Source organism: Mesorhizobium sp. 113-1-2, assembly GCF_016756475.1.
Taxonomy (GTDB): domain Bacteria; phylum Pseudomonadota; class Alphaproteobacteria; order Rhizobiales; family Rhizobiaceae; genus Mesorhizobium; species Mesorhizobium loti_C.
In genome coordinates, this window is record NZ_AP023242.1 from 6,872,861 (window position 1) to 6,893,667 (window position 20,807).

The 20,807-nt window shown below is 61.9% G+C and carries 13 protein-coding genes and 2 pseudogenes; 1 reads left to right on the forward strand and 14 read right to left on the reverse strand.

Translation table 11 applies throughout. The annotated features are described in order from the left end of the window. Positions 1–250: 250 nt before the first annotated feature. From JN279_RS33180 to ltrA, 11 genes and pseudogenes are all read right to left on the reverse strand, one after another. Positions 251–1,180, reverse strand: a complete 930-nt coding sequence (locus tag JN279_RS33180; protein WP_202351298.1) for a DUF2493 domain-containing protein — start codon at positions 1,178–1,180, stop codon at positions 251–253. Between the two features lie 354 nt (positions 1,181–1,534). Continuing rightward, entirely contained in the window at positions 1,535–2,593 is a 1,059-nt protein-coding gene (locus tag JN279_RS33185; RefSeq protein WP_096454556.1) for a DUF7146 domain-containing protein, read from the reverse strand. After that, a pseudogene (locus JN279_RS33190) lies at positions 2,593–4,374 on the reverse strand (strawberry notch C-terminal domain-containing protein); the annotation flags it as partial. The gene JN279_RS33185 and the pseudogene JN279_RS33190, both read right to left, overlap by 1 nt. A 139-nt stretch (positions 4,375–4,513) precedes the next feature. After that, positions 4,514–5,524: a tyrosine-type recombinase/integrase gene (locus JN279_RS33195; RefSeq protein ID WP_202351299.1), complete on the reverse strand. Its 1,011-nt coding sequence runs from the start codon at positions 5,522–5,524 to the stop codon at positions 4,514–4,516. Continuing rightward, on the reverse strand, positions 5,521–6,432 hold the full coding sequence (locus JN279_RS33200) for a tyrosine-type recombinase/integrase (RefSeq protein ID WP_202351300.1): 912 nt from the start codon (positions 6,430–6,432) through the stop codon (positions 5,521–5,523). The genes JN279_RS33195 and JN279_RS33200 overlap by 4 nt, the downstream gene beginning before the upstream one ends. Further along, positions 6,429–7,520, reverse strand: coding sequence for a tyrosine-type recombinase/integrase (locus JN279_RS33205; RefSeq protein ID WP_202351301.1), 1,092 nt, complete (start codon positions 7,518–7,520; stop codon positions 6,429–6,431). Before JN279_RS33205 ends, JN279_RS33200 begins: the two co-directional genes overlap by 4 nt. Before the next feature lie 29 nt (positions 7,521–7,549). After that, positions 7,550–7,963, reverse strand: a complete 414-nt coding sequence (locus JN279_RS33210) for a hypothetical protein (protein WP_202351302.1) — start codon at positions 7,961–7,963, stop codon at positions 7,550–7,552. 145 nt (positions 7,964–8,108) lie between these two features. Continuing rightward, a pseudogene (locus JN279_RS33215) lies at positions 8,109–10,652 on the reverse strand (strawberry notch-like NTP hydrolase domain-containing protein); the annotation flags it as partial. A gap of 160 nt (positions 10,653–10,812) precedes the next feature. Continuing rightward, entirely contained in the window at positions 10,813–12,936 is a 2,124-nt protein-coding gene (locus tag JN279_RS33220; RefSeq protein ID WP_202351303.1) for a ParB/RepB/Spo0J family partition protein, read from the reverse strand. A gap of 262 nt (positions 12,937–13,198) precedes the next feature. Continuing rightward, entirely contained in the window at positions 13,199–14,161 is a 963-nt protein-coding gene (locus tag JN279_RS33225) for an ArdC family protein (protein ID WP_202351304.1), read from the reverse strand. Positions 14,162–14,489: 328 nt separating this feature from the next. Then, positions 14,490–15,965 carry a group II intron reverse transcriptase/maturase gene (ltrA, locus tag JN279_RS33230; protein ID WP_244734261.1) on the reverse strand — a complete coding sequence of 492 codons (1,476 nt, stop codon included), beginning with the start codon at positions 15,963–15,965 and terminating at the stop codon, positions 14,490–14,492. Between the two features lie 602 nt (positions 15,966–16,567). Here ltrA and JN279_RS33235 point away from each other — a divergent pair. Then, on the forward strand, positions 16,568–16,849 hold the full coding sequence (locus JN279_RS33235; RefSeq protein ID WP_202351306.1) for a helix-turn-helix transcriptional regulator: 282 nt from the start codon (positions 16,568–16,570) through the stop codon (positions 16,847–16,849). Positions 16,850–16,972: 123 nt separating this feature from the next. Here JN279_RS33235 and JN279_RS33240 read toward each other — a convergent pair whose 3' ends face one another. The 3 genes from JN279_RS33240 to JN279_RS33250 form a co-directional block, all read right to left on the reverse strand. After that, positions 16,973–18,229 carry a tyrosine-type recombinase/integrase gene (locus tag JN279_RS33240; RefSeq protein WP_202351307.1) on the reverse strand — a complete coding sequence of 419 codons (1,257 nt, stop codon included), beginning with the start codon at positions 18,227–18,229 and terminating at the stop codon, positions 16,973–16,975. Positions 18,230–18,523: 294 nt separating this feature from the next. After that, positions 18,524–20,086, reverse strand: a complete 1,563-nt coding sequence (gene guaA, locus JN279_RS33245; protein ID WP_202351308.1) for a glutamine-hydrolyzing GMP synthase — start codon at positions 20,084–20,086, stop codon at positions 18,524–18,526. A gap of 55 nt (positions 20,087–20,141) precedes the next feature. Continuing rightward, on the reverse strand, positions 20,142–20,807 hold the full coding sequence (locus JN279_RS33250) for a 5'-methylthioadenosine/S-adenosylhomocysteine nucleosidase (protein WP_202351309.1): 666 nt from the start codon (positions 20,805–20,807) through the stop codon (positions 20,142–20,144).

The following is a 20,807-nucleotide window of genomic DNA, read 5'->3' on the forward strand; positions in this document are numbered from 1 at the left end:
GGCGGCACGCTTTGTGTAGTCCGACCCTTCATGGGTTGATGGCATCAGGCCCTCGGACCGGACTAAGGAATTGCGCCGAGAAACGCGGCGATCGGTCCCCTGTTCTCCATTCCAGGACGAGATGCGATGTGAACCTCGTGGTCCGCCGCCTTGCCTTTATCGACGCCACATCGGCAGGGGCGGTCGTCCGATCAACGCGCCGGGAGCGACGGAAATCAGAGCAAATGACTTGAGGCGGGTGGTGGCCGCTTCACGCGGCGCCGAACTTCATTACCGGAATGCCGAGCCTGCGGGCCTTGTCGGCGAGGTTGTCCTGAATGCCAGAGCCGGGGAAATGAATGACACCAATCGGCAAGGTGTCGAGCATGGCGTCGTTGCGCTTGAAGGGCGCGGCCTTGGCATGCCTGGTCCAGTCCGGCTTGAAGGCAATCTGTGGCACCTTGCGGCTGTGAGCCCATTTGGCCGCTATCAACTCGGCGCCTTTTGGCGATCCGCCGTGTAGCAGGACCATGTCCGGATATTTGCCATGGACCTGGTCGAGCTTGGCCCAGATCAGCCGATGATCGTTGAAATCGAGTCCTCCGGTGAAGGCGACTTTCGGTCCAGGTGGCAACAGCACCTGGCTGTCTGCGTGCTTCCTCGCGGCAACGAAGTCCCGGCTGTCGATCAGTGCCGCGGTCAGGTTGCGGTGGTTGACGACAGAGCCTGAGCGTGGTCGCCATATCGAATGGCTGTAACGCTCGAAATGCTCGGCGGCCTGGTCGCGCATCAATTCGAAGGCGTTGCGGCGTTCGAGCAGCGTCTGACCTTGGGCGATCAGTTGTTCGAGTTCGACCGACTTGACCTCGGATCCGTCTTGTTCGCGTTGCAGCCGCTGCTGGCCGAGTTCGTTTTCATCGAGCTCGCGTTCGATCCGCTTGGTCGCGCGATGGAACAGATTGACCGTACCCCACAGCAGCTCCTCGAGATCGGGCTCAAGGCGTGTGTCGGCCATCGCCACCACGAGAGCGTCGAAGATGTCGGCGATGCTGGCTGCCACGACCCGGCCTTCGGGAAGCGGGCGCGGATCGGGTTCGTCGTCGAAAGGACGGTAGCCGTAGAGCTGAAGGTCCTGAAGGACGTGGTCGATGGGTGATGATGCGGGTTGCGGCGCGAAATCGGTATCGTGCTCGGTGCTCATGGCGGCTTGCCTTCGTGAGATCGGCCGCGCCCATCGCGGCCTTCATGGCGACGAAGGCGATGGACGATCCGGACTTGCACCCGCAGCGTCAGCGCAGGGCCGCAACGGAAGTGGAGGATGGCGAAGCCCGGCTATTTTGCCTCGCGATGGAAAGGCCCGAAGACGGGGACCCGCGCGGCTCGCCGCGTGGGTGGCAAGGGCCGCCGGAAAATAGCCGGGCGCAGCCATTGCCTGTCCGGACCGGCCGTCGCCCGATCGCCCTCTGGAAGGCCGTGGGCCGGCCCTCGCCCGAGCAAAGGTCCCCCTGCGCACCGAGGTACGCATCGCAAATGCCACCCCTCCCTTCCCTTCCGGTCAGGCCGCCAGCTTCATGAAGCGCTCGACGTCGTGTGGCGCGATCTGAACCCGCAGGATCCCCCTCAGCGCATCGGCGCCGAGCAGCCGCAGATCCTCGTTGAAGTCGCCAAGTTTCGGCGTCAGAACCATCGCCTCGATACCGGCCGCGCTGGTGCGCTCAATGAGGGTTGCCACTGCTGCGTCGCCCGCCGGATCATTGTCGCGGGCAATGTAGAGCCGCCGCAATGTGTCAGGGAACAGGATTGCGGACAGGTGCGCCGCCGACAGCGCCGCCAGTGCCGGCATGGCGGGCAGGACAGTGCGTTGCGACAGCATGGTCTCGATGCCTTCGCCGGCGGCCATGACATCACGGCAGCAGCCGAAGCGGACAGCGTGACCGAGCAGTTCGCCCATGGCTCGTCTCGGCGTGTCGATTGGAGCGCGGCCGAGATGGGCCTCGCTGAATCCGCCCGGATTGAGCCAGGTGCGGTGAGCGCCGGTGAGCTTGCCTCTGAGGTCGGTGACCGTCGCGATCATTGCCGGCCATGTTTCGGTCGGGCCGCTCTCTGGACGGTAATAGCAGCACGGATGAAACCGGAGGCTCCCGGTTTCATGCAAAGCTGTAATCGCGCGTCCACGCAGATACGTCTCCACAGGCGTACCTGGTATCGGCTGCGACATGGAGACCAGCCGCTGCGCCGCTTCGGGAGAGCCGCCGGCAGCGGGAACGGCTTGCTCCCGCCGATCCTTTGGTTCGTTCGTCGTCAGGGGCATCGACAGAAAGGTGCGCGCCTCGTCGCAGACGTCCTTGAAATCGACAAGACCAAGCGATTCCCGAATGACGTCCAGAAGGTCGCCATGCTCGCCGGTGGCGGCGTCGGTCCATTTCCCGGCGGCGCCCTTGCCACAATCCGGTCCCTTGAGACGGACAAACATCGAGCGCCCCGGCGCATTGCGGGCGTCGCCAACCAGCCAGTAGCGGCCCTCACGGCGTCCATTGGAAAGATAGCGGCGGCAGACCGCCTCCGCCTGTTGGGCGAGACGGCTTGCCATTTCGGATGCAGCACGAGGCGGCATCAGGTGGCCTGCCTCTCGCTGATGCGCTGTATCGGATGACGCTCGATGACCTTGGCGAGCACCTCAGGCCCACTTGCGTCCGCGGGCACGAACATGCGCAGCTTCCAGGAGATGATCTCGTGGAAAAGTCCGTAGGCCGTTAGCCGCTCGCGCATCGCATCTGTGAAGCCCGACAGCTCGATGCGATTGGCGCCCATGACGCGGACGCGGCGCAGATGAAGTCCCTCCTCGAGGTCGAGCATCGTTCGCCCATCCGCAAGGGCGTTGAAGGCATCTGATGCTGTGATCGTGCTGACACCGGTTGCGAGCGCGCCGGCGGCCCATGCGGCTGAAACCCTGCGTCCTATGATGCGCTCCCCCTCGTCGGTCTGGAGCCGATAGACCCGGCTCGATTCGTTTGGAAGTCGCTTCCAGATCGGCAGCAGCAGCCCCGCGACGATGTGGAGGGTCGAGTCCGAAAAAGTCGGGACGCCCGCGACCTCCGCACTCCAGGCGGCGGCGAAGGTCTCGCGATCAGCCTGCTGCCAATGGCTGTCCTCCATCATGCGCAGGGAAGCATGGTGCTGTTCCATCGGCCGGATCAGCCGGACGCGCCGTTCGATTTCGCCATCATCGAGCATTAACGATGGCGCGGGGACTTGCACGGCAGCACGCCCTGAGCGTTCGTTGACCAGGAGGATGGCGCGCTGGTCGTCGAGCTGGGCGACTGCTTCCTCGACGGGCACGGGTCGATTTCGCTGGCGCTGATCGATGGTGAGAAGCTGTGTTTGCGCGCCGGTGCTCGGATGGTTGTAGATCGCCCGCCTATCGGTGACGACGAAGCTCTCTGCTCGCAGCGTTTCGAGCCCAAGATCATAAACCCCGGCCGCGATGGCGCCCTCCACCTTGGCGGTGAGCAACCGCTCGAAAGCCGCGAACAGGATATCCTGCAGTTCGATGGTGAGCGCCAGCAGTCGATTGAGGAAAGTGGTGATCGGCGGCAACTCGTCCTTGATGCCGTTCTCGTCCATCAGCGTCAGCCCCGTGGTCTGCTCGAACAGCGTGAGTGAGCAGCCCTCCACCTTGCCGCGGACGATCAGCAGGTAGAGCTGGCGCAGTGCATCGCGCGCATAATGCGATTCCAGATTGTCCTCCGGGCGAAACAAGCCCTGCCCGCCGGTCTGGCGCTGGCCTCGCGTGATCGCGCCCAGCGTATCGAGACGCCGGGCAATCGTGGAGAGGAAGCGTTTCTCGGCCTTCACGTTGGTGGCGATCGGTCGAAAAAGCGGCGGCTGCGCCTGGTTAGTGCGATGCGTTCGGCCAAGACCCTGGATGGCGGTGTCGGCCTTCCAGCCAGGCTCGAGAAGGTAGTGGACGCGCAGACGCGTGTTCCGCGCCGAAAGCTCCGCATGGTAGCTGCGGCCCGTCCCGCCGGCATCGCTGAACACCAGGATGCGCTTGACGTCATCCATGAAGGCTTGCGTCTCGGCGAGATTGGCCGAGGTCGCGCGGCCCTCGACCATCAGGCGTTCGCCCTTCCTGACGATGCGCCGCGACCGGCCCGTCACCTCCGCAACCATGTCGGTGCCGAAGCGCTGGACGATCTGGTCGAGCGCGCCAGGGACCGGTGGCAAGCTCGCCAGCTTCTCGATCAGGGCCGTGCGGCGCGCGACCGCCTCGCGGCTCTCAACGGGTTGGCCGTCGCGAAACACCGGCCTCGACGACAGGTTGCCTTCCGAATCCGTGAAGGGTTCGTAGAGTTGAACTGGAAAGGAATGCTGGAGGTAATCGAGGACATAATATGCCGCGTCCGCGTTATGCAGGGCATGGCGGGTCAACTCTTTGATCTGCTTTTTCATTTCGTGATCTCCACTCGGCATAATAATAGATGCCGGGCGGAGGCCGCCCGGCACTGCTCTTTCGATAATCGCCGTTCCAGATTTACTGGTGCCGCGGGTTGGTTGCGGCCGCGAGAGCGGCCATCAGCTTGTCCGACGGCTCTCGGAACCGGCCAGCCCTGATCAGCGGGGGATGGTGCGCGTCGAGAAGCGCAAGCTTCTCGGTCGGGTCGGCGCGCAAATACATCTCGGTGGTCTGGATGCTGGCATGACCGAGCCAGAGCGCCACCTTACGGACGTCTCCGGTTGCCTGGAGCGTGTGCATGGCACAGCTATGCCGAAGCACGTGCGGCGTGACGCTTTTGCCGGCAATCGACGGCACCGTCTTGCCGGCTTTGGCAACGTGCAAGCTGAGCCTGTAGGCGAATCCATCGCGGCTCATGCGTTTGCCGTCCCGGCTCAGGAACAGTTCTGGACCGTGACCATTTGGCCGAACGGCCAGCCATGCACGCAATGCGGCCTGAGTTTCTTTCCAGAGCGGCAGGATACGTTCTCGCCGTCCCTTGCCGAGGACGCGAACGCTGGAAAGCGACCTGTCGGGGAAGTCTTCCATCCGCATCGCCAACAGTTCGGATGCCCGCAAACCCGCGGCATAGGCGAGATGGAGCATCGCGCGGTCACGCAGGCCGCCGCGCGTGCGGATATCGGGTGCCGCAAGCAGCGCTCGGATCTCTTCCCGAGTCAGATAGTCGATGAGCCGGGTGTCCGTTCGTTTGACCGGTAGCGCCCGGATCATCATAGCCTGCTCCAGACAGGCCGGTTGCCGATGTTCGACGAAGCGAAAGAACGCCTTGATCGCCGAGAGCCGTGCATTGCGAGAACGGGCGGTATTGTCCCGCCCTTCTTCCACATGCTGCAGAAACGCTCGCACGAGTCCGACGTCGAGATCCTCGATCATGAGGTCGGAGGGCTGTCGTTTGAGCCGAGCGGTGGTGAAACGCAGCAAGAGCGTGAACGCATGCGCGTAGCTCGCGATTGTATGCGGGCTTGCACCACGTTCATTCGGAAGGTGGTTTTGCAGGAATGCAGAAAGGTCAGGAGCTAGCGGAGTCATGCCGCACCTCCGACAAAAGCGCCTTCGGTTGCTGAAGCGATTGTGCGCAACAGGACAGGTGTCGCCTCGAGATACCAATAGGTGTTGGCAACCTCGGCATGGCCGAGATAGGTGCTCAGCGCAAGCATGTGTCGCTGAATAGCCTGCGGATCATTCCCGCAGGCTTCCAGAGACCGCACTGCAAAGGTGTGACGAAGATCGTGCAGCCGGGGACCAGGCCCCGTTGGGTTGCGGTATCCGAGCTGTCGAACAATCCGGACGAAAACCACATGGGCTCTGGTCCTGGTCGGCGCATGACCGTGACCCAGCACAAAGAGATCGTCGCTTGCGCCGCGAACCTCACGTCGGACGGCAAGGTATTGCTCAAGCGCAGTGCGGGTTGAAGCGTGCAACGGGACAATGCGGCTTTTACCGAACTTGCCGCTGCGAACCATGAGGCCGTCATCCGTCAGATCATCGCAGCGGAGGGAAAGAGCTTCCGAAATGCGGAGCCCTGTCGAGGCAAGCAATCCGAACAGATGATGATATGTAAGCGGGCTGATCGGAGCCAAGCCCGGCACCTTCAGGGCCTCCGCCATGATGTCTGTGATCTGATTCGGCAACAGAATGTAAGGAGCTGGCCGCCGCCGTCTGCCGCGCCCCATCAACCCTGCGGCCGGCACTTCATGCCGTGGGTCTTCACTGTGCAGAAACTCGGCAAAGGCGCGCGCGAGGCCAAAACGGATACGGGCGGCATTCGGCGTAGCCGCTTCACGCACCCATTCTAGTATCAACTCGACGGTTATGATGGTGGCGGCGCTTTCGCTGGCGAGTACAGCGAATTTACTCAGTGCCTGTTCCTGCGCATCGAACTTCTTGCCGAGGGCGCGATGCAATTGGATATAGCGATCGACGTGGTGGTGCATCATGACGCTGCTCCCGGCCAAGACTGGGCAACGGCCGACAGCATCGAGATATCCACCTTCGCGTAGATCGCGGTCGTGTCCCGCGAGGCATGGCGGAGGGCGACGCCGATCTGATCAAGGTCGGCACCGTCGCGCAGCCAGGCGGACGCCAGTGAATGACGGAACACATGGGATCCTGTCGGCAGGTGGGAGAAACCACCACGCTTCAGGACGCGAGCGACGATGCCGGCGATCTCGGCCGAAGAACGCAGCGGAGTAAACGGCGCCTGTGTCCGCAGAAATACCCGGTCCGTCGAGACGACGGGCCGCGCATCCTCGATGTAGGCGAGAAGTGCTTCACCCGCATCTTGGGGCAACGGCAGCATCGTCCCGCGACGACTTTTGCCGTGCAACCGTAATCGACTGGCCCGCCAATCGATATCGGATAGACGCAGTTGCCACACATCCCCGGCCCGCAGCGCCATTCGCGCGAGCAGGAGGAGGATGGCGCGATCCCGGATATCGACCGGTGTCGTCGTGCCAGAGGATGCAATGATATCTTCAATCGTTGCCGCCGGGATCACGCGCGGAACAGTTGATAGCTTCCGTCGAACTGCTGGCGGCACTGCATGCAGCAGAAACGGGGCGCAAAGTCCCTGGCTGACGGTGAAGCGCAGGAACGCGCGCAGCACGGTCACCGTCATACGGATCGAAGAACGCGATCGTTCCTGGCGCTGATCCAGAACAATAGAGCGGATGATTGCTGCATTGTAATGCCCTGGATCTTTGCCGAGAACGCCGATCCAGCGGCCGGCCTCGTGCTGGTAGCGCCGGATCGTCTCCTCAGTCGCCCCACGCTCGTGGCGCAGCCATTCGGCTAAGCCGTCCAGCCGCGGATCGATCGCCAGAGCATCGGGTGGCGCCGAGAGATTGATCACACCCCGTTCACGCAGGAAATTGACGAAGCGACGGGCACCGCGACGGCGATCTCTGGTTCCCGTGCCGGTCACCCGTCTGCCCCGCTTGGTTCGGATACCGCACCGACAATTGTGCAGAGCGAACTGTTCAATGGTGTCGTCAGTGATCTCTTTTGCAGGAATGCGCGCCTGCAAGATCCATTCGGCGAAATGCCGTGCCTGACTTAATCGTCGAGCATAGGTCGGCTTGCTATAGCCGACGCTCTAAGCCCGACGGCGAACTCTGGCAGGTATTTGTCCAGCCGTTCGACACTGGTCGGAACGGTCACGATCCCGGCATTCTCCAGATAGCGGCGGAACCGGCGGACATCGGTCATGTAGACCGGGTCACGCAACTGCCGGGAGCTGTAGCGTCCGCACCGACAGCGATGCCGCGCGAAACGATCAACCGCTGCCGCATCGAGATCCTTGTACGCGATACCGTGGGCGCCTGCCCACTTCAGAAAATGTCGCGCCGCGCTCAGCGCACCAGCCGCGAGCTTGGGGTGCTGCGCCAGATAGCCTTGGACGAGCGCAGGTTCTTTGAGAGAGGCGGCGCGCGGGTCACCGCCGGAGCGAGAGTTGGTGGGGAAAGCCATGAGGGTGTCCTTCTGCTGTTGAGAGCAGAGGCATCATGATTATGCCAAGTGGAGATTGAAAAATGAAAAAGCAGATCAAAGAGTTGACCCGCCATGCCCTGCATAACGCGGACGCGGCATATTACGTCTTATCCCGAACTCGGGATAAGACGTATTCGCGTGGCGTGATGTCGACGCGGACATCGTTCCATTCCTGCGTCGGCACCTGCGCCAGCCTGCGTTCCATCAGCGCCTCGCCGGTGGAGACGATCTGAATCGCGGTCGAATGCCCGGACTGGAGATCCTGCTCGATCGAGCGGATCAGCGTCGGCGTCTTCATCGACGTCAGCAGGTGACCGAAGAAGCGCTGCTTGGCGCTTTCGAAGGCCGAGCGCGCGGCGGACTTGGCCTGGCGGTTCAACGTGCCGCTGTCGCCGGTAATGTTGGCAGCCTGCATGGCTGCGTCGAGATGGTTGTGAATCACGGCAAAGGCGCCGGCATAAGCATCGTAGATGCGCCGCTGCTCAGGCGTCAGTTCATGCTCGACCAGTTCATATTCGACGCCATCAAAGGAGAGCGAGCGTGCCGTGTAGAGGCCGAGCGCGCGAAGATCGCGGGCGAGCACCTCCATCGCCGCCACCCCACCCGCCTCGATCGCCTCGACGAACTCCGCGCGGGTCGAGAACGGAAAGTCCTCGCCTCCCCAGAGGCCGAGCCTCTGGGCGTAGGCCAGATTGGCGACGGTGGTCGCGCCGGTGGCGGAGACATAGACGACACGGGCGCCGGCCAGAGCATGTTGCAGGCGCAAACCGGCGCGGCCTTGCTGTGAGGGCGCGACATCGCCACGCTCTCCCTTGCCGCCGCCGGCATTCTGCATGGCGTGCGCCTCGTCGAATATGAGCACTCCGTCGAAATCCGAGCCCAACCATTCGACGATCTGCCTGACGCGCGAAACTTTTTCGCCGCGGTCGTCGGAGCGCAGCGTGGCATAGGTTGTAAACAGGATGCCTTCGGGGAGCGTGATGGTGCGCCCTTGTGGAAAGCGCGACAGCGGCGTGACCAGCAGGCGTTCCATGCCGAGCGCGGCCCAGTCGCGCTGCGCGTCCTCAAGCAGCTTGTCTGATTTCGAGATCCATACAGCCTTGCGCCGGCCTTGCAGCCAGTTGTCGAGCACGATGCTCGCCGACTGCCGGCCCTTCCCGACGCCGGTACCGTCGCCGATGAAGAAGCCGCGCCGGAAGCGCACGGCTGCCGGCGCGTCATCGGGTACTGCTTTGACAAGATCGAGCGTTTGGTCGACTGACCACGAGCCGGCGAGAAACCCGCAATGGGCCTCGCCGGCAAGGATCACCGTTTCGAGCTGGGCGTCGGAGAGCGACCCCAGGATATCGTCGGGCAGGGTCGGGCGATAAGTGGGCTTTGGCGGCGCGACCGACGCCATCGCCGCGGACTGCACCAGCCTGGTCGGGTGAGCCTTTGAGCCGGGAATACGGATCGTCTGCAATCCATAGTCCTCGTAGATCGCGTCGGTCAGCCGTGCTCCCTCGTCGGGCGTCCAATCGACCGTTTCGTACGACAGTTCAACGCCGACGGGCTCGGACAGCTGCCGGTGAACTGGGCCTGTGACAGTGCGGGCGAGAGAGCTGCGGACCGTCGGTGAAGTGGCGGGAACGACCTTAGCCGCTTCGGCGACCGGCAGCCGGGCGGGAACGTGTTCCTCGATCCAACTGAGCAAGGTGGCGACATCCGGCGCAACGCCGAGTGCATTCGGGATGAGGGACGTATCACCAGCAGGCGTCTTGTCGATGACCGTCAGTCGGGTCTCGATCGTGGTGCCATGCTTGGCATAGACGGCGCCGCTGATCGTGGCGGTGAAAACGACACGACCATGCTCCTGGAGGCGCACGAATGTATCGCGCCACGCTGGCATCTCCGGTCCGAAACTTGCCCCGGTGATGGTGACCAGCCGGCCCCCGTCGGCGAGCCGGGCGAGTGCTGAGGCGACATGGCGATAGGCCGCATCCGCGACGCGACCACGCACGTTGGCGAGGGCCGAGAACGGCGGATTCATCAGCGCGACGGTAGGCAAGCTTGCGGGATCGAGATGATCATCGATCTGGGCCGCGTCGAACCGCGTGACCGTAAGGGCCGGGAAGAGATTGGACAGGAGACCCGCACGAGTCTCTGCAAGCTCGTTCAGGACAAGCGAGCCGCCCGCGATCTCGGCGAGGATGGCAAGCAGCCCGGTACCGGCGGAAGGCTCAAGCACGCGGTCGGACGCCGTTATGGCGGCCGCGGAGACGGCTGCGAGGCCAAGCGGGATAGGCGTCGAGAATTGCTGCAGCGCCTGAGATTCCTCGGAGCGGCGGGTATGCGTGGGCAGAAGGTCCGCAATCCGGCTGAAAAGCGGCATAGCGGAAGCCACGGAGCCGGCCTTGCGCAGAAGCGACCTGCCGTATTTGCGCAGGAACAGGACGGTGGCGGCCTCGCAGGCGTCATAGGCCGTCTTCCAGTCCCAGGCGCCGCTTGTGTCGGAGGCCCCGAATGAGGCTTCCATTGCAGCTCGCAGGACGACGGCATCGACGCGCCGGCCGCATTCGAGGTGGGGGAGTAGACGCAGAGCCGCCGCGTAGAATGCTCCGGCCGGATCGATATGCGTACCGGCGGGAGGGACCGGATTGCCGGTTAATGTCGGAGACAAGAAGTTCATCGGAAATCCTCTGGAGAGCGAGACCGGGAAAAGCCCATCGGCGCTCTCTCTGACCGCACGGGCTCAATCCGTCCCGGCCGGACACTCACTCTCACCACCGTACGCAAAAACGCCCGGCACTCTTGCGAGAGCCGGGCGATGGGCGCGGAAGGAAAACGGCCTATTCGGCGGCGTCTAGCTGTTTTTCGTCCTGATCCACAGCAGCCACATCGTTGTCACCTGCCAGGAATTCAGGCAGAGCTTGACCGTCGTCGCCAGCGTTGGTGTCGGCTACTTCGACATCAAGGTCGACAAGCCGCAGAGGCTCGGGCAGCCAGCCACTATCGGCCAGCAGGCGTTCGGCTTCCTTGGCCATGTCGCCCTTCTTGAGGTGGTCAATGAGCTGGGAGGCGCGCTCGCCAGCACCCTCGCGAACGGCTTCCAGGATACGCGCCTTGGTGACGCGGCCGAGATAGTTGCCGACTGTGGGGCGCCATCCGGCGGCGATCATGTCGAGCCCAACTGCCCGAGCAAGGTGATCGGCATCCGCAAGGCGCTGCTGGACGCCGTGCGTTGAGATGGCGCCGTTACTGCAGCGATCAGCCCTTTCGTAAAGGGCGTTGACGCCGAGGGATGCGCAATGGGCGAAAAGCTCGGCTTGCTCGCTACCCGTCAGTGCAGAGAGCGCGTCCCATAGGTCGGCTACGTCAGTTGGAAGACGCTTTTCCCAGGCCTCGTGGCGTGCCTGGATCGAGTGCGCATAAATCGTGTCCCGAAGCCCTTCGGACTGGACCGGAAAGACCGTGCCACGGACAAAGACTTCCATCGCCACGCCTTGCGCGCTGTAGCGAGAGAAAGCGTCACGGACGAATTTGTGAAGCACGGCCAGAAAAGCAGTTGCCGGATCGTTTGCGAGCTTGTCACGCAGAGCCAGCGTGCGATCCGCGGTCAGTTCCATGATCAGCCGATCCGGCAATGGCTTGATGCCATCCTCCTCATCATCGTCCGGGTCAACCGGCCGGCCACCGATGGTGATGACGGCCCGCTGATTAGAGCCTGTGGCCGAAACGCCGGATCCTTCGATGCCGGGATCATTATCGCCCTCGGGTGTCACGGGCGCCTCATCCTCCGGCTTCACATAGCCGCGCTCGACGAGAAGTGATCCGTCCGTATCGACGCTGACGAAGACGCCCGCTCTCGCGATTTCCGTGGGATCGAAGCGAACGGGACGCGCCTCGATCGATTTGATCGCCGTTTCGATCTCCCCAAACCGCTGGTCGACGTCATCCGGCAACTCGTCGGCCTCCTCGTACTGCGTCTGAAGCTTGTCGAACTCGTCACGCAGCGCATCCAGCGTGGCCTGCTCGTCACTGGCGAGGTCGATCGGCGTACTCTCGAGCTCGCGCAAACCGTTTGTCGCGCCATAGGGAAAACTCACTGCGACTTCGATCCACTTCCAGCCCTCATTGGCGATTTCGGCGGCCATCATCTGCAGCTTTTCCGTGACTAGCCGTTCAAGCAGCGCGACGTCCTGCAGCCACCCACCATCGTCCGACTGGAACAGATCGCGCAACACTTCGCCGCCTGCTGCCGCATAGCGCTCGAGACCGATGAACACAGCCCGTTTGTCGGAGACGCGGACCGTATTCTCAGTCAGCATGCGGCGGATCTGGTATGGCTCTTTCGACCAGTTGTTCTTGATCGCCTCCCAGACCAGCTCCTGTCGGACATGGTCCTTGCCGACGGAAAATGCTTCAAGCTGAGCGATCGTCATGCCGTCCTCGGCATAAACGTCGAGAAGTGCTGGCGAAACGGTTGTCAGCTTGAGCCGCTGCTTGACGACGTTGACCGAGATGAAGAAAGCAGCCGCAATCTCCTCCTCTGTCATGCCCTGGTCGAGCAAATCCTTGAAGGCCCGATATTGATCCAGCGGGTGAAGTGGCGCGCGTTCGATGTTCTCAGCCAATGACACTTCCGCCGCCAGAATTGCGCTGGAAGAATTGCCGACGACACATGGCACCGGCGCTGTTTTGGCAAGCTGCTTCTGCTTAACTAACATCTCGAGGGCGCGATATCGGCGGCCGCCAGCTGGCACCTCGAACATCCCCGTCTCTTGGCCGTCGGCATCAAACACAGCACGAACGTGCAGGCTCTGGATCAACCCACGGCGAGCGATCGAAGCAGCGAGGTCGTCGATCGAGACGCCTGCCTTGATGCGACGCACATTGGACTGGCCGAGCACCAGCTTGTTGAAAGGGATATCGCGCGAGGACGATAGCGTGATCTTTTGGACGGCAGTGGTCATTGAACTTCTCCGCGACGGGCCGCCGAGAGCCTCTCTCTCAGCCTTGAGCCCGTCACAAGACCCCTCCAACCCTCTCCCTCTCCTTTCCTGCACGATCCGACACACCGTTGATCGACAGCCGGGGCTACACGCTGAAGGCATGTCGGCCTGAACCTTGTCTCCACATGAACCGATTGTTGAAGCGGATCGACGAAGTGCGGCTGGCACCTGATGGCTATGCCGATCGGCGGGACGGCGCATGCGCTGTTCGAGCCAGCGAAGGTCATGCCGCGCATCTATCGTTGCCTGCGTCCAGCCCGACGGATGCTTCGGCCTCCACCGGCAGGTGGCCGAGAAGCCAGTCGGCCGCCTTGCTGGCCTGGCTGGCGGCACGGACGATGGCGCGATTGTCCTCGCGCAGAACCTCTAGCCATGAGTCGATATAGTCCGCATGCCGAACCGTGGGGACGATGCCCAGGGCTGCGCAGCAGAACGCCGCGTTGATTTCTGCCACGAGTTCCTCGAACGCATATCTTCTGGAGGCGGTAGAGCCGGAGAATTTGCGATCCAGGCGTGAACTGTGACCAGTTGCATGTCCGAGCTCATGCAAGGCTGTCCGATGCCAATTGATCGGCTCGAAGTAAGCTTGGGGCGGAGGGACCTGGATATAATCGTGGGCAGGCACATAGAACGCCCTGTCGCCGGCAATACGAAAGTCTATACCGGTAGCCTTGATCAGCGCCTCGACACGCGGTTCGATCGGGGTACCCGCCGGCAGTGCAGCCGAAGCTGCGACTTCATCCGGGAGCCCCTCACATTGCTGGATGTTGAAAACCGTGAAGCGCTTGAGGAATGCGATGACTTGAGCTTCCTCGCCCGTCTCGCGAGCGCGCTTCTTCTCGTAATCCGGGACAAAACGATCGGCATAAACGACCGTTGTCCCGCGCTCGCCTCTACGGACATTCCCGCCGAGTGCGAATGCCTGTCGATAGGTTATCCAATTCTGTGTTGGGAACCCGCGCTCGACGACCGCACCCCAGAGGATAAGCACGTTAATCCCGCTGTACGGGCGATGCGTGCTGGCATTTTGCGGCAGGCAGAGCGACGCATTTGCCGCAGACGTCCCCCATGGCTGAACCCAAGGAAAACGACCCGCTTCCAGCTCGACAATTATCTTCCCGGTGATCTCGTCGTAGAGATTCGAACGGTCGGCGGCGGCATGGGCTCGATTGGTCGGGACAGACATCGCGGTTCTCCGCGACGGGCGCCGAAGGCCTTTCCTTCCGCTTTCAACCCGTCGGGAAAAACCCGCCCCATCCTCTAACTCTCCGTCGGGAGAGCCCCTGCGCTCCCGACCGAATGAAAAACGGCGTACAAAGCGGAAGCACCGAAATGTCCGTCATTGCGACCAAGTCAGTTCGGTGCTGGAGCAAGTTCGTGGCCCTGAGACCGGTTCAACAGGGCGGCCGAAGGAGCATCAGCATAGCGCCGCCGTGAGGCGATCGCGGTAGGGACGCTCATTGCTGAGCGCCCCCCGCACAGATCCGTACGTGCAGAATTCCCGCATACGGCTCCTACCTTGGGTGTTTGACGGCGAAGCGGATTGCCGGCCAGGGATGCAGGATTCTTGGTTTCGGAAGCCATTGCGCTGCTAGCTTTTCCACTCGGGACGTCGACGTCGTGTCCATCTGGCCACGGTGTCTCAGAGCCAACTTCCAGAGGAAGATGACATGCTCCCGAAATGCCTGAAGTGATCGCAGGTTGGCGGGCACGGCGTGATACTCATAGTATCCGCGCACGACCTGCCTGAGCCATTTCGCTTGTTCGCGAATTGGCCGGTTTCTCAACCATCGCAGCCGGTCCTTGATCTCCCGGAGCTTTGCCCTCATGCGGTCGCGGCGGGACTTCCGCAGAAGCATGAAGTCTCCCCGCAGTGATTTGCCGCAGATATGGGTAAAGCCGAGAAAGTCGAAGGTCTCCGGTTTTCCCAGACCACGTTCCTGTCGCCGACTGGCCGCGTAGCGGCCAAACATTAGCAGGCGCGTTTTCTCAGGGTGCAGTGACAGAGAGAACTCCTCCAACCGTTCTCGCATCTCGATCTGGAAACGGTGTGCGTCGGCTTCTCGTTCGAAGCCCACCACGATATCGTCCGCGTAGCGCACGATGATCATGTTTCCCGTGGCGGACCGCTGTCGCCAGCGGTTAGCCCAAAGGTCGAAGACGTAGTGCAGGTAGAGGTTCGCGAGCAGTGGCGAAGCCACCGATCCCTGACCCGTTCCCTGTTCAGACGTCGTGACAATCCCTTCTTCCAGAACACCCGCCTTCAGCCACTTCTGGATGAGACGGATGATGCGCTGGTCGCCGATCCGATGGTTCAAGAACCTGACCAGCCATTCCTGACTGACCCGGTCGAAGAACTGCTGGATATCAGCGTCCAGTATGAAGTTCACCTTTCGCTTTTCGATCCCGACCGCGAGTGCGTCCAGCGCATCGTGTTGGCCGCGTCCGGGCCGGAACCCATACGAGAACCCGAGGAAGTCTTCCTCGTAGATCGCGTTGAGCACCGCGACCGTCGCTCTTTGGACAATCTTGTCCTCAAGGGCGGCGATTGCGAGCGGGCGTTGGCGTCCGTCCGGCTTTGGTATGTATTGCCGCCGTGCGGGGCTTGCCCGGTATGCACCTCTTTGAAGCTTATCGCGCAGATTCTCGATCAGGTGATCAAGGTCCGCTTCGTAGGCTCGCCATGTCAGCCCGTCGACGCCGGGGGCTGCATCACGCCGTAAAGCGTAGAATGCCGTCCTCAACGTTTCTAGATTGAGATGGTGAAAGAGGTTGGTGAACCTCTCCTGCTTCCTAAGTCTTGCGACTTGCCGTATGCGTTCCAGCGCATGTGACACGCTTTCCCGGTCCTGAGCCCGGCGCGTGGTTTGCTGGTCCGCATTTCCCTTGGTCGCTGCCCTTGGCTCCACCGACTCCGCAGCCGGTTCCCCGGCCTTGTTCGTCAGCTTCATAGCTACTACGGCAACGTCTGACTTCTCACGATCGTTCATCATCGGCTCATGCTTTCGCTTTCCCGATACGGACCAAGGAAGGTGATACCGCCTTGGTCAATCGTGAGATCTCCCGGTTCCCGAACAAGGAATTTCCGCACATGCCAGGTTCTACGACCACGCCGAGTTGGTCGGGCACTCGCAATAACGCGCCCTACCATGTTGCCTTCCGGAGCATCCACGCCGTCGGCACTCGAGATTAGGTCCCTTACGCGGCTCAATGGCTGGCCTGTGCTTTCTCCTACCGACGCTTCACCAACGACCTCGCGGGCGTTGGCGCACGGCTCGGAGCCAATGTGGATTGCTACTCCTTCACTGAAATGGACTTTCACCATTCTATTCCTTGCCGGTTTTTCCGGCGCTCGGATGCGGGACCGACCGCCCCCGGCGAAGGGCGCCATATGAAATCTCGCTTGCTACGCTGACAACAGAGCAGGAAGCGATTCGCCGCGCATGACGAATGGTCGATCCGGGCCATAGTTATCCCTCACTATCCGATATCTACGAAATCACCGCCCTGAATGCGCTTGGCGGCTTCCAGCCGTTTCACCCTTGAAGACTATCGGCTTCAATCGCGTCCTCAGCGATGGAGAAATGACGCCATGACTGGTCCCGCGAAAAGTGCAACAAGGCGAACGATCCGCCGCAAGGAGCTGCGCGAAATCGTACCTTTGGCCGACAGCACAATCTATGAAATGGAGCAACGCGGGCAATTTCCACGACGCTTCGCTCTCACCCCTCGGTGCGTTGTTTGGGATCTGGCCGAAGTAGAAGCCTGGCTCCAGGCTCGCAGGGCAGTTCCGATCCCCCGAGCAAGCCCTCCCGATGTGAGTTTACGGAAAACCTCTCCTGCCAGGGCGCAAGAGCGGGCACAAATACCGTAAGCGCCTCGGTGCGGTGTCGATAAGCATTTCGTTCGGGCGCATTTGCCGCCGCGGCGGACCCATGGCGCCGCTAAGTCCGCTGGCCAATCTCTGAGCATTCCCGCTCGGCACGGTCTCGTCCAGTTAAAGCGCCGGATCGGGCGCCAGGATCGGCATCGACGGCGGGATGAGAGTCGGCAGGTGCGTCTTGGCATCCACCCAGGCATCAATGATGTCCGACCATTCCTGCATCATGTGCCGGCGTTGAACTTCATACTCAGCCTTGTTGTAGACACCTCGCGACGAGCGCCCGTCCTCGTGCGCCAGACATTTCTCGATCCAATCGCTGTTGAAGCCAAGTTCATTCAACAAGGTCGAGCCCGTACGCCGCAGGTCATGAACCGTAAACGGCTCCAGAGGCAGGCCGTTCGCCTTCGCCCGTTCGACGACGGCGTAGGTGATCCGATTAAACGTGGCGCGCGACATCGGAGCATCCGCATCGTACCGCGATGGAAGGAGGTATCTGGAATTTCCCGCACAGGTCTTCAGGGCGATCATGATGTCGAGCGCCTGGCGCGACAGATAGACGTTGTGCGCTTTCGACCGCTTCATGCGTTCCTTTGGAATTGTCCAGACCGCATTCTCGAAATCGACCTCGTCCCACACCGCGTCCTGCAGCTCACTCTTTCGCACCATCGTGAGGAGGTAAAGCCACATTCCCAAGCGGATCGTGGGAAGGGTGGCGATGTGCTCAAGCTGCTTCAGCATCACTCGGATTTCTGAAGGCGAAAGCGAACGGTCCTTTGGCACGAACGTAGCAATCGATGCGGGCCCAACTTCATCGGCCGGGTTGGCCACCTTCTCCCCGTGCAGGATCGCAAAGCCGTAAATCTGCTTCAAGATGTCTCTTACGTGGATAGCGGTCGCAGGAGCACCACGTTCGACGATGCTCCCACAATGGGCTCGTAGATCGTCCGGAGTGATCTCCGTCAGGAGGCGATTGCGCCAGACCGGAAGAAGCTCTCGCTCGAAGATGGAGCGCCGCATGGCGCGCGTGCTGTCGGCCATCGGCGCGGCTGTGAGCCACTTCCCCCCGAACTCGCCAAAACTCTTAGCCTCTTTCAGGCGGCGCTTCGCGCGCTGCTTCTCGATGGCCGGCGATCGTCCCTCGCGAACAGCGCGCTTCGCGTCAAGGCACTTCTCTCGAGCCAAGGCGAGCGAGATTCCGTCCCGCCCATACCTGCCGAGATAGACCGTCTCGCGACGCCCGTTGAGCCTGTAATCCAGCCGAAACGAGATCGCGCCACTGGGCATGACCCTGATGTACATGCCGTCACGGTCAGCAATCTTGTAGATTTTCTGTTTTGGTTTCAGCGCTTTAAGGGCGGCATCCGTCAGCATGCCTACTGCCTCCTGAAAAAGTACCGTCAGTACAATTTTGAGGCTTCTCGGCAGAAAATTCCTTTTTTCTTCAATGCCTTATGGGGCAAAAAAGTACCGTCACTAGCCTCATTGACTGTGACGGTACTCAGAAAATTTCGGGTGGGCAATATGTATGCGACCCGTCGGTCGGTCCGTCACAGCCAATCTCTGCGTGCCGATTGTCGCTGATTATCTCTGAAAGGATTTACTTTTGTTTTCAGTACGTTACGTCGCAGATTGGCGTATTTTCGGCGGCGTTTGAGTGGGTCTGAATCATTCCCACTCGATCGTACCAGGCGGCTTCGACGTCACGTCGTAGACGACGCGGTTGATGCCGCGGACTTCGTTGATGATGCGCGTGGCGGCGGCGCCCAGGAAGGCCATGTCGTAGTGGTAGAAGTCCGCCGTCATGCCGTCGACCGAGGTGACGGCGCGTAGCGCACAGACGAATTCGTAGGTGCGGCCGTCGCCCATCACGCCGACGGTCTGCACCGGCAGCAGCACGGCGAAGGCCTGCCAGATGGCGTCGTAGAGGCCGGCCTTGCGGATCTCGTCGAGATAGATGGCATCGGCCTCGCGCAGGATCTCCAGCTTCTCGCGGGTGATGCCGCCCGGGCAGCGTATGGCAAGGCCCGGTCCCGGGAACGGGTGGCGGCCGATGAAGCTTTCGGGCAGGCCAAGCTCCTTGCCCAGCGCCCTCACCTCATCCTTGAACAGTTCGCGCAGCGGCTCGACCAGTTGCATGTTCATGCGCGCAGGCAGGCCGCCGACATTGTGGTGCGACTTGATGGTCACCGACGGGCCGCCGGTGAAGGAGACGCTTTCGATAACGTCGGGATAGAGCGTGCCTTGCGCCAGAAAATCGGCACCGCCGAGTTTCTTGGCCTCTTCCTCGAACACTTCGATGAACAGCCGGCCGATGGTCTTGCGCTTCTTCTCCGGGTCAACCTCGCCTTCCAGCGCCGAGATGAATTTTTCCGAGGCATCGACCAGGATCAGCGGCAGATTGTAGTGCTGGCGGAACATCGCCACCACACCGGCCGCCTCGTCCTTGCGCATCAGGCCATGGTCGACGAGGATGCAGGTCAGCTGATCGCCGACCGCTTCGTGGATCAAAAGCGCGGCGACCGAAGAATCCACACCGCCCGACAACGCGCAGATGACCTTGCCCTTGCCGACCTGCTTGCGGATCGCCTCGACCGCGTGTTCGCGGTAGGCGCGCATCGTCCAATCGCCCTCGATGCCGGCAATGTTGTGGACGAAGTTCCTAAGCAGCCTGGCGCCATCGGGCGTGTGCACCACTTCCGGATGGAACATGATGCCGTACATCTTGCGCTCGACATTGCCGAAAATGGCGAAGGGCGAACTCTCCGACTTGCCGAAGACCTGAAAACCCGGCGGCAAGGCGATGACCCGGTCGCCATGGCTCATCCACACCTGATGGCGCTGGCCGGTGGCCCAAAGGCCGTCGAACAGCGGGCTGTCCTTCTCGATCTCGACGAAGGCGCGGCCGAACTCGCGATGGTTGGAGCTTTCGGCGACACCGCCCATCTGCACGCACATGGCCATCTGGCCGTAGCAGATGCCGAGCACCGGCACGCCGGCCTCGAAGACGATCTGCGGGGCGCGCGGGCTGCCGATATCCGATGTCGACGCGGGACCGCCCGACAGGATGACGGCTTTGGGATTGATGCGTTTGAACGCGGCTTCGGCCGACTGGAACGGCACGATCTCGGAAAACACGCCGGCCTCGCGAATGCGGCGGGCGATGAGCTGGGTAAACTGGCTGCCGAAATCGACAATCAGGACGGTGTCGGGATGATTGGCTGTTTTCATGGCGAGCGTTTAGAGAAAGAAATGAGTCGGCGCAATGGGTTGCGTAGGCTGACTTTCAGACGAGTCTCGTCTCGGCTCGGGGTGAATCCGCCCGGAGCAGACCCGAGCCGATCGCCTGTTCGAGGCGCATGACGGCGTCGGCCAGCTTCTCGTCGATGACATGCAGATATTCGGTCCAGTCGCCGACATGCCGCAAATCCGCCGCGCCGTCGGAAATGCCGCGCAGCCCGATGAGGGGGATGTCGAACAGCTGACAGGCGCGCAGGCAGGCGAAGGTCTCCATGTCGACCATGTCGGCCGCGATTGCATCATAGGCAGCGCCGGTGATGACAGCGCCGCCGGTCGACAGCGTGGCTTCCTTGATTTCGGGGATACGAAACGGCAGCGGCACCGTCACCGGCAGATCGAGGAACGGTGTCGCGCCTTTCTCGAAACCCAGCGGCGAGGCATCGATGTCGCGATAGCTGACGGAGACGGCCTGATAGATTTCGGTCTGTTCCAGGGTCCGGCTGCCGGCGGAGCCGAGCGAGACAACAAGGTCCGGCAACGCCTTCTCGGATTTCAACCAGGAGAGTTCGGCGCCGAGCCGGACACCGGCTTCGACCGGGCCGACACCCGTCATCAGCGGCGTGAATAGTTTTTGCAGATGCGGACCGTATTCAGCCTGCGCCGCCATGACGAAGAGGACATCCTTGCCGCCAATTCGCGTAACGTTTCCCAT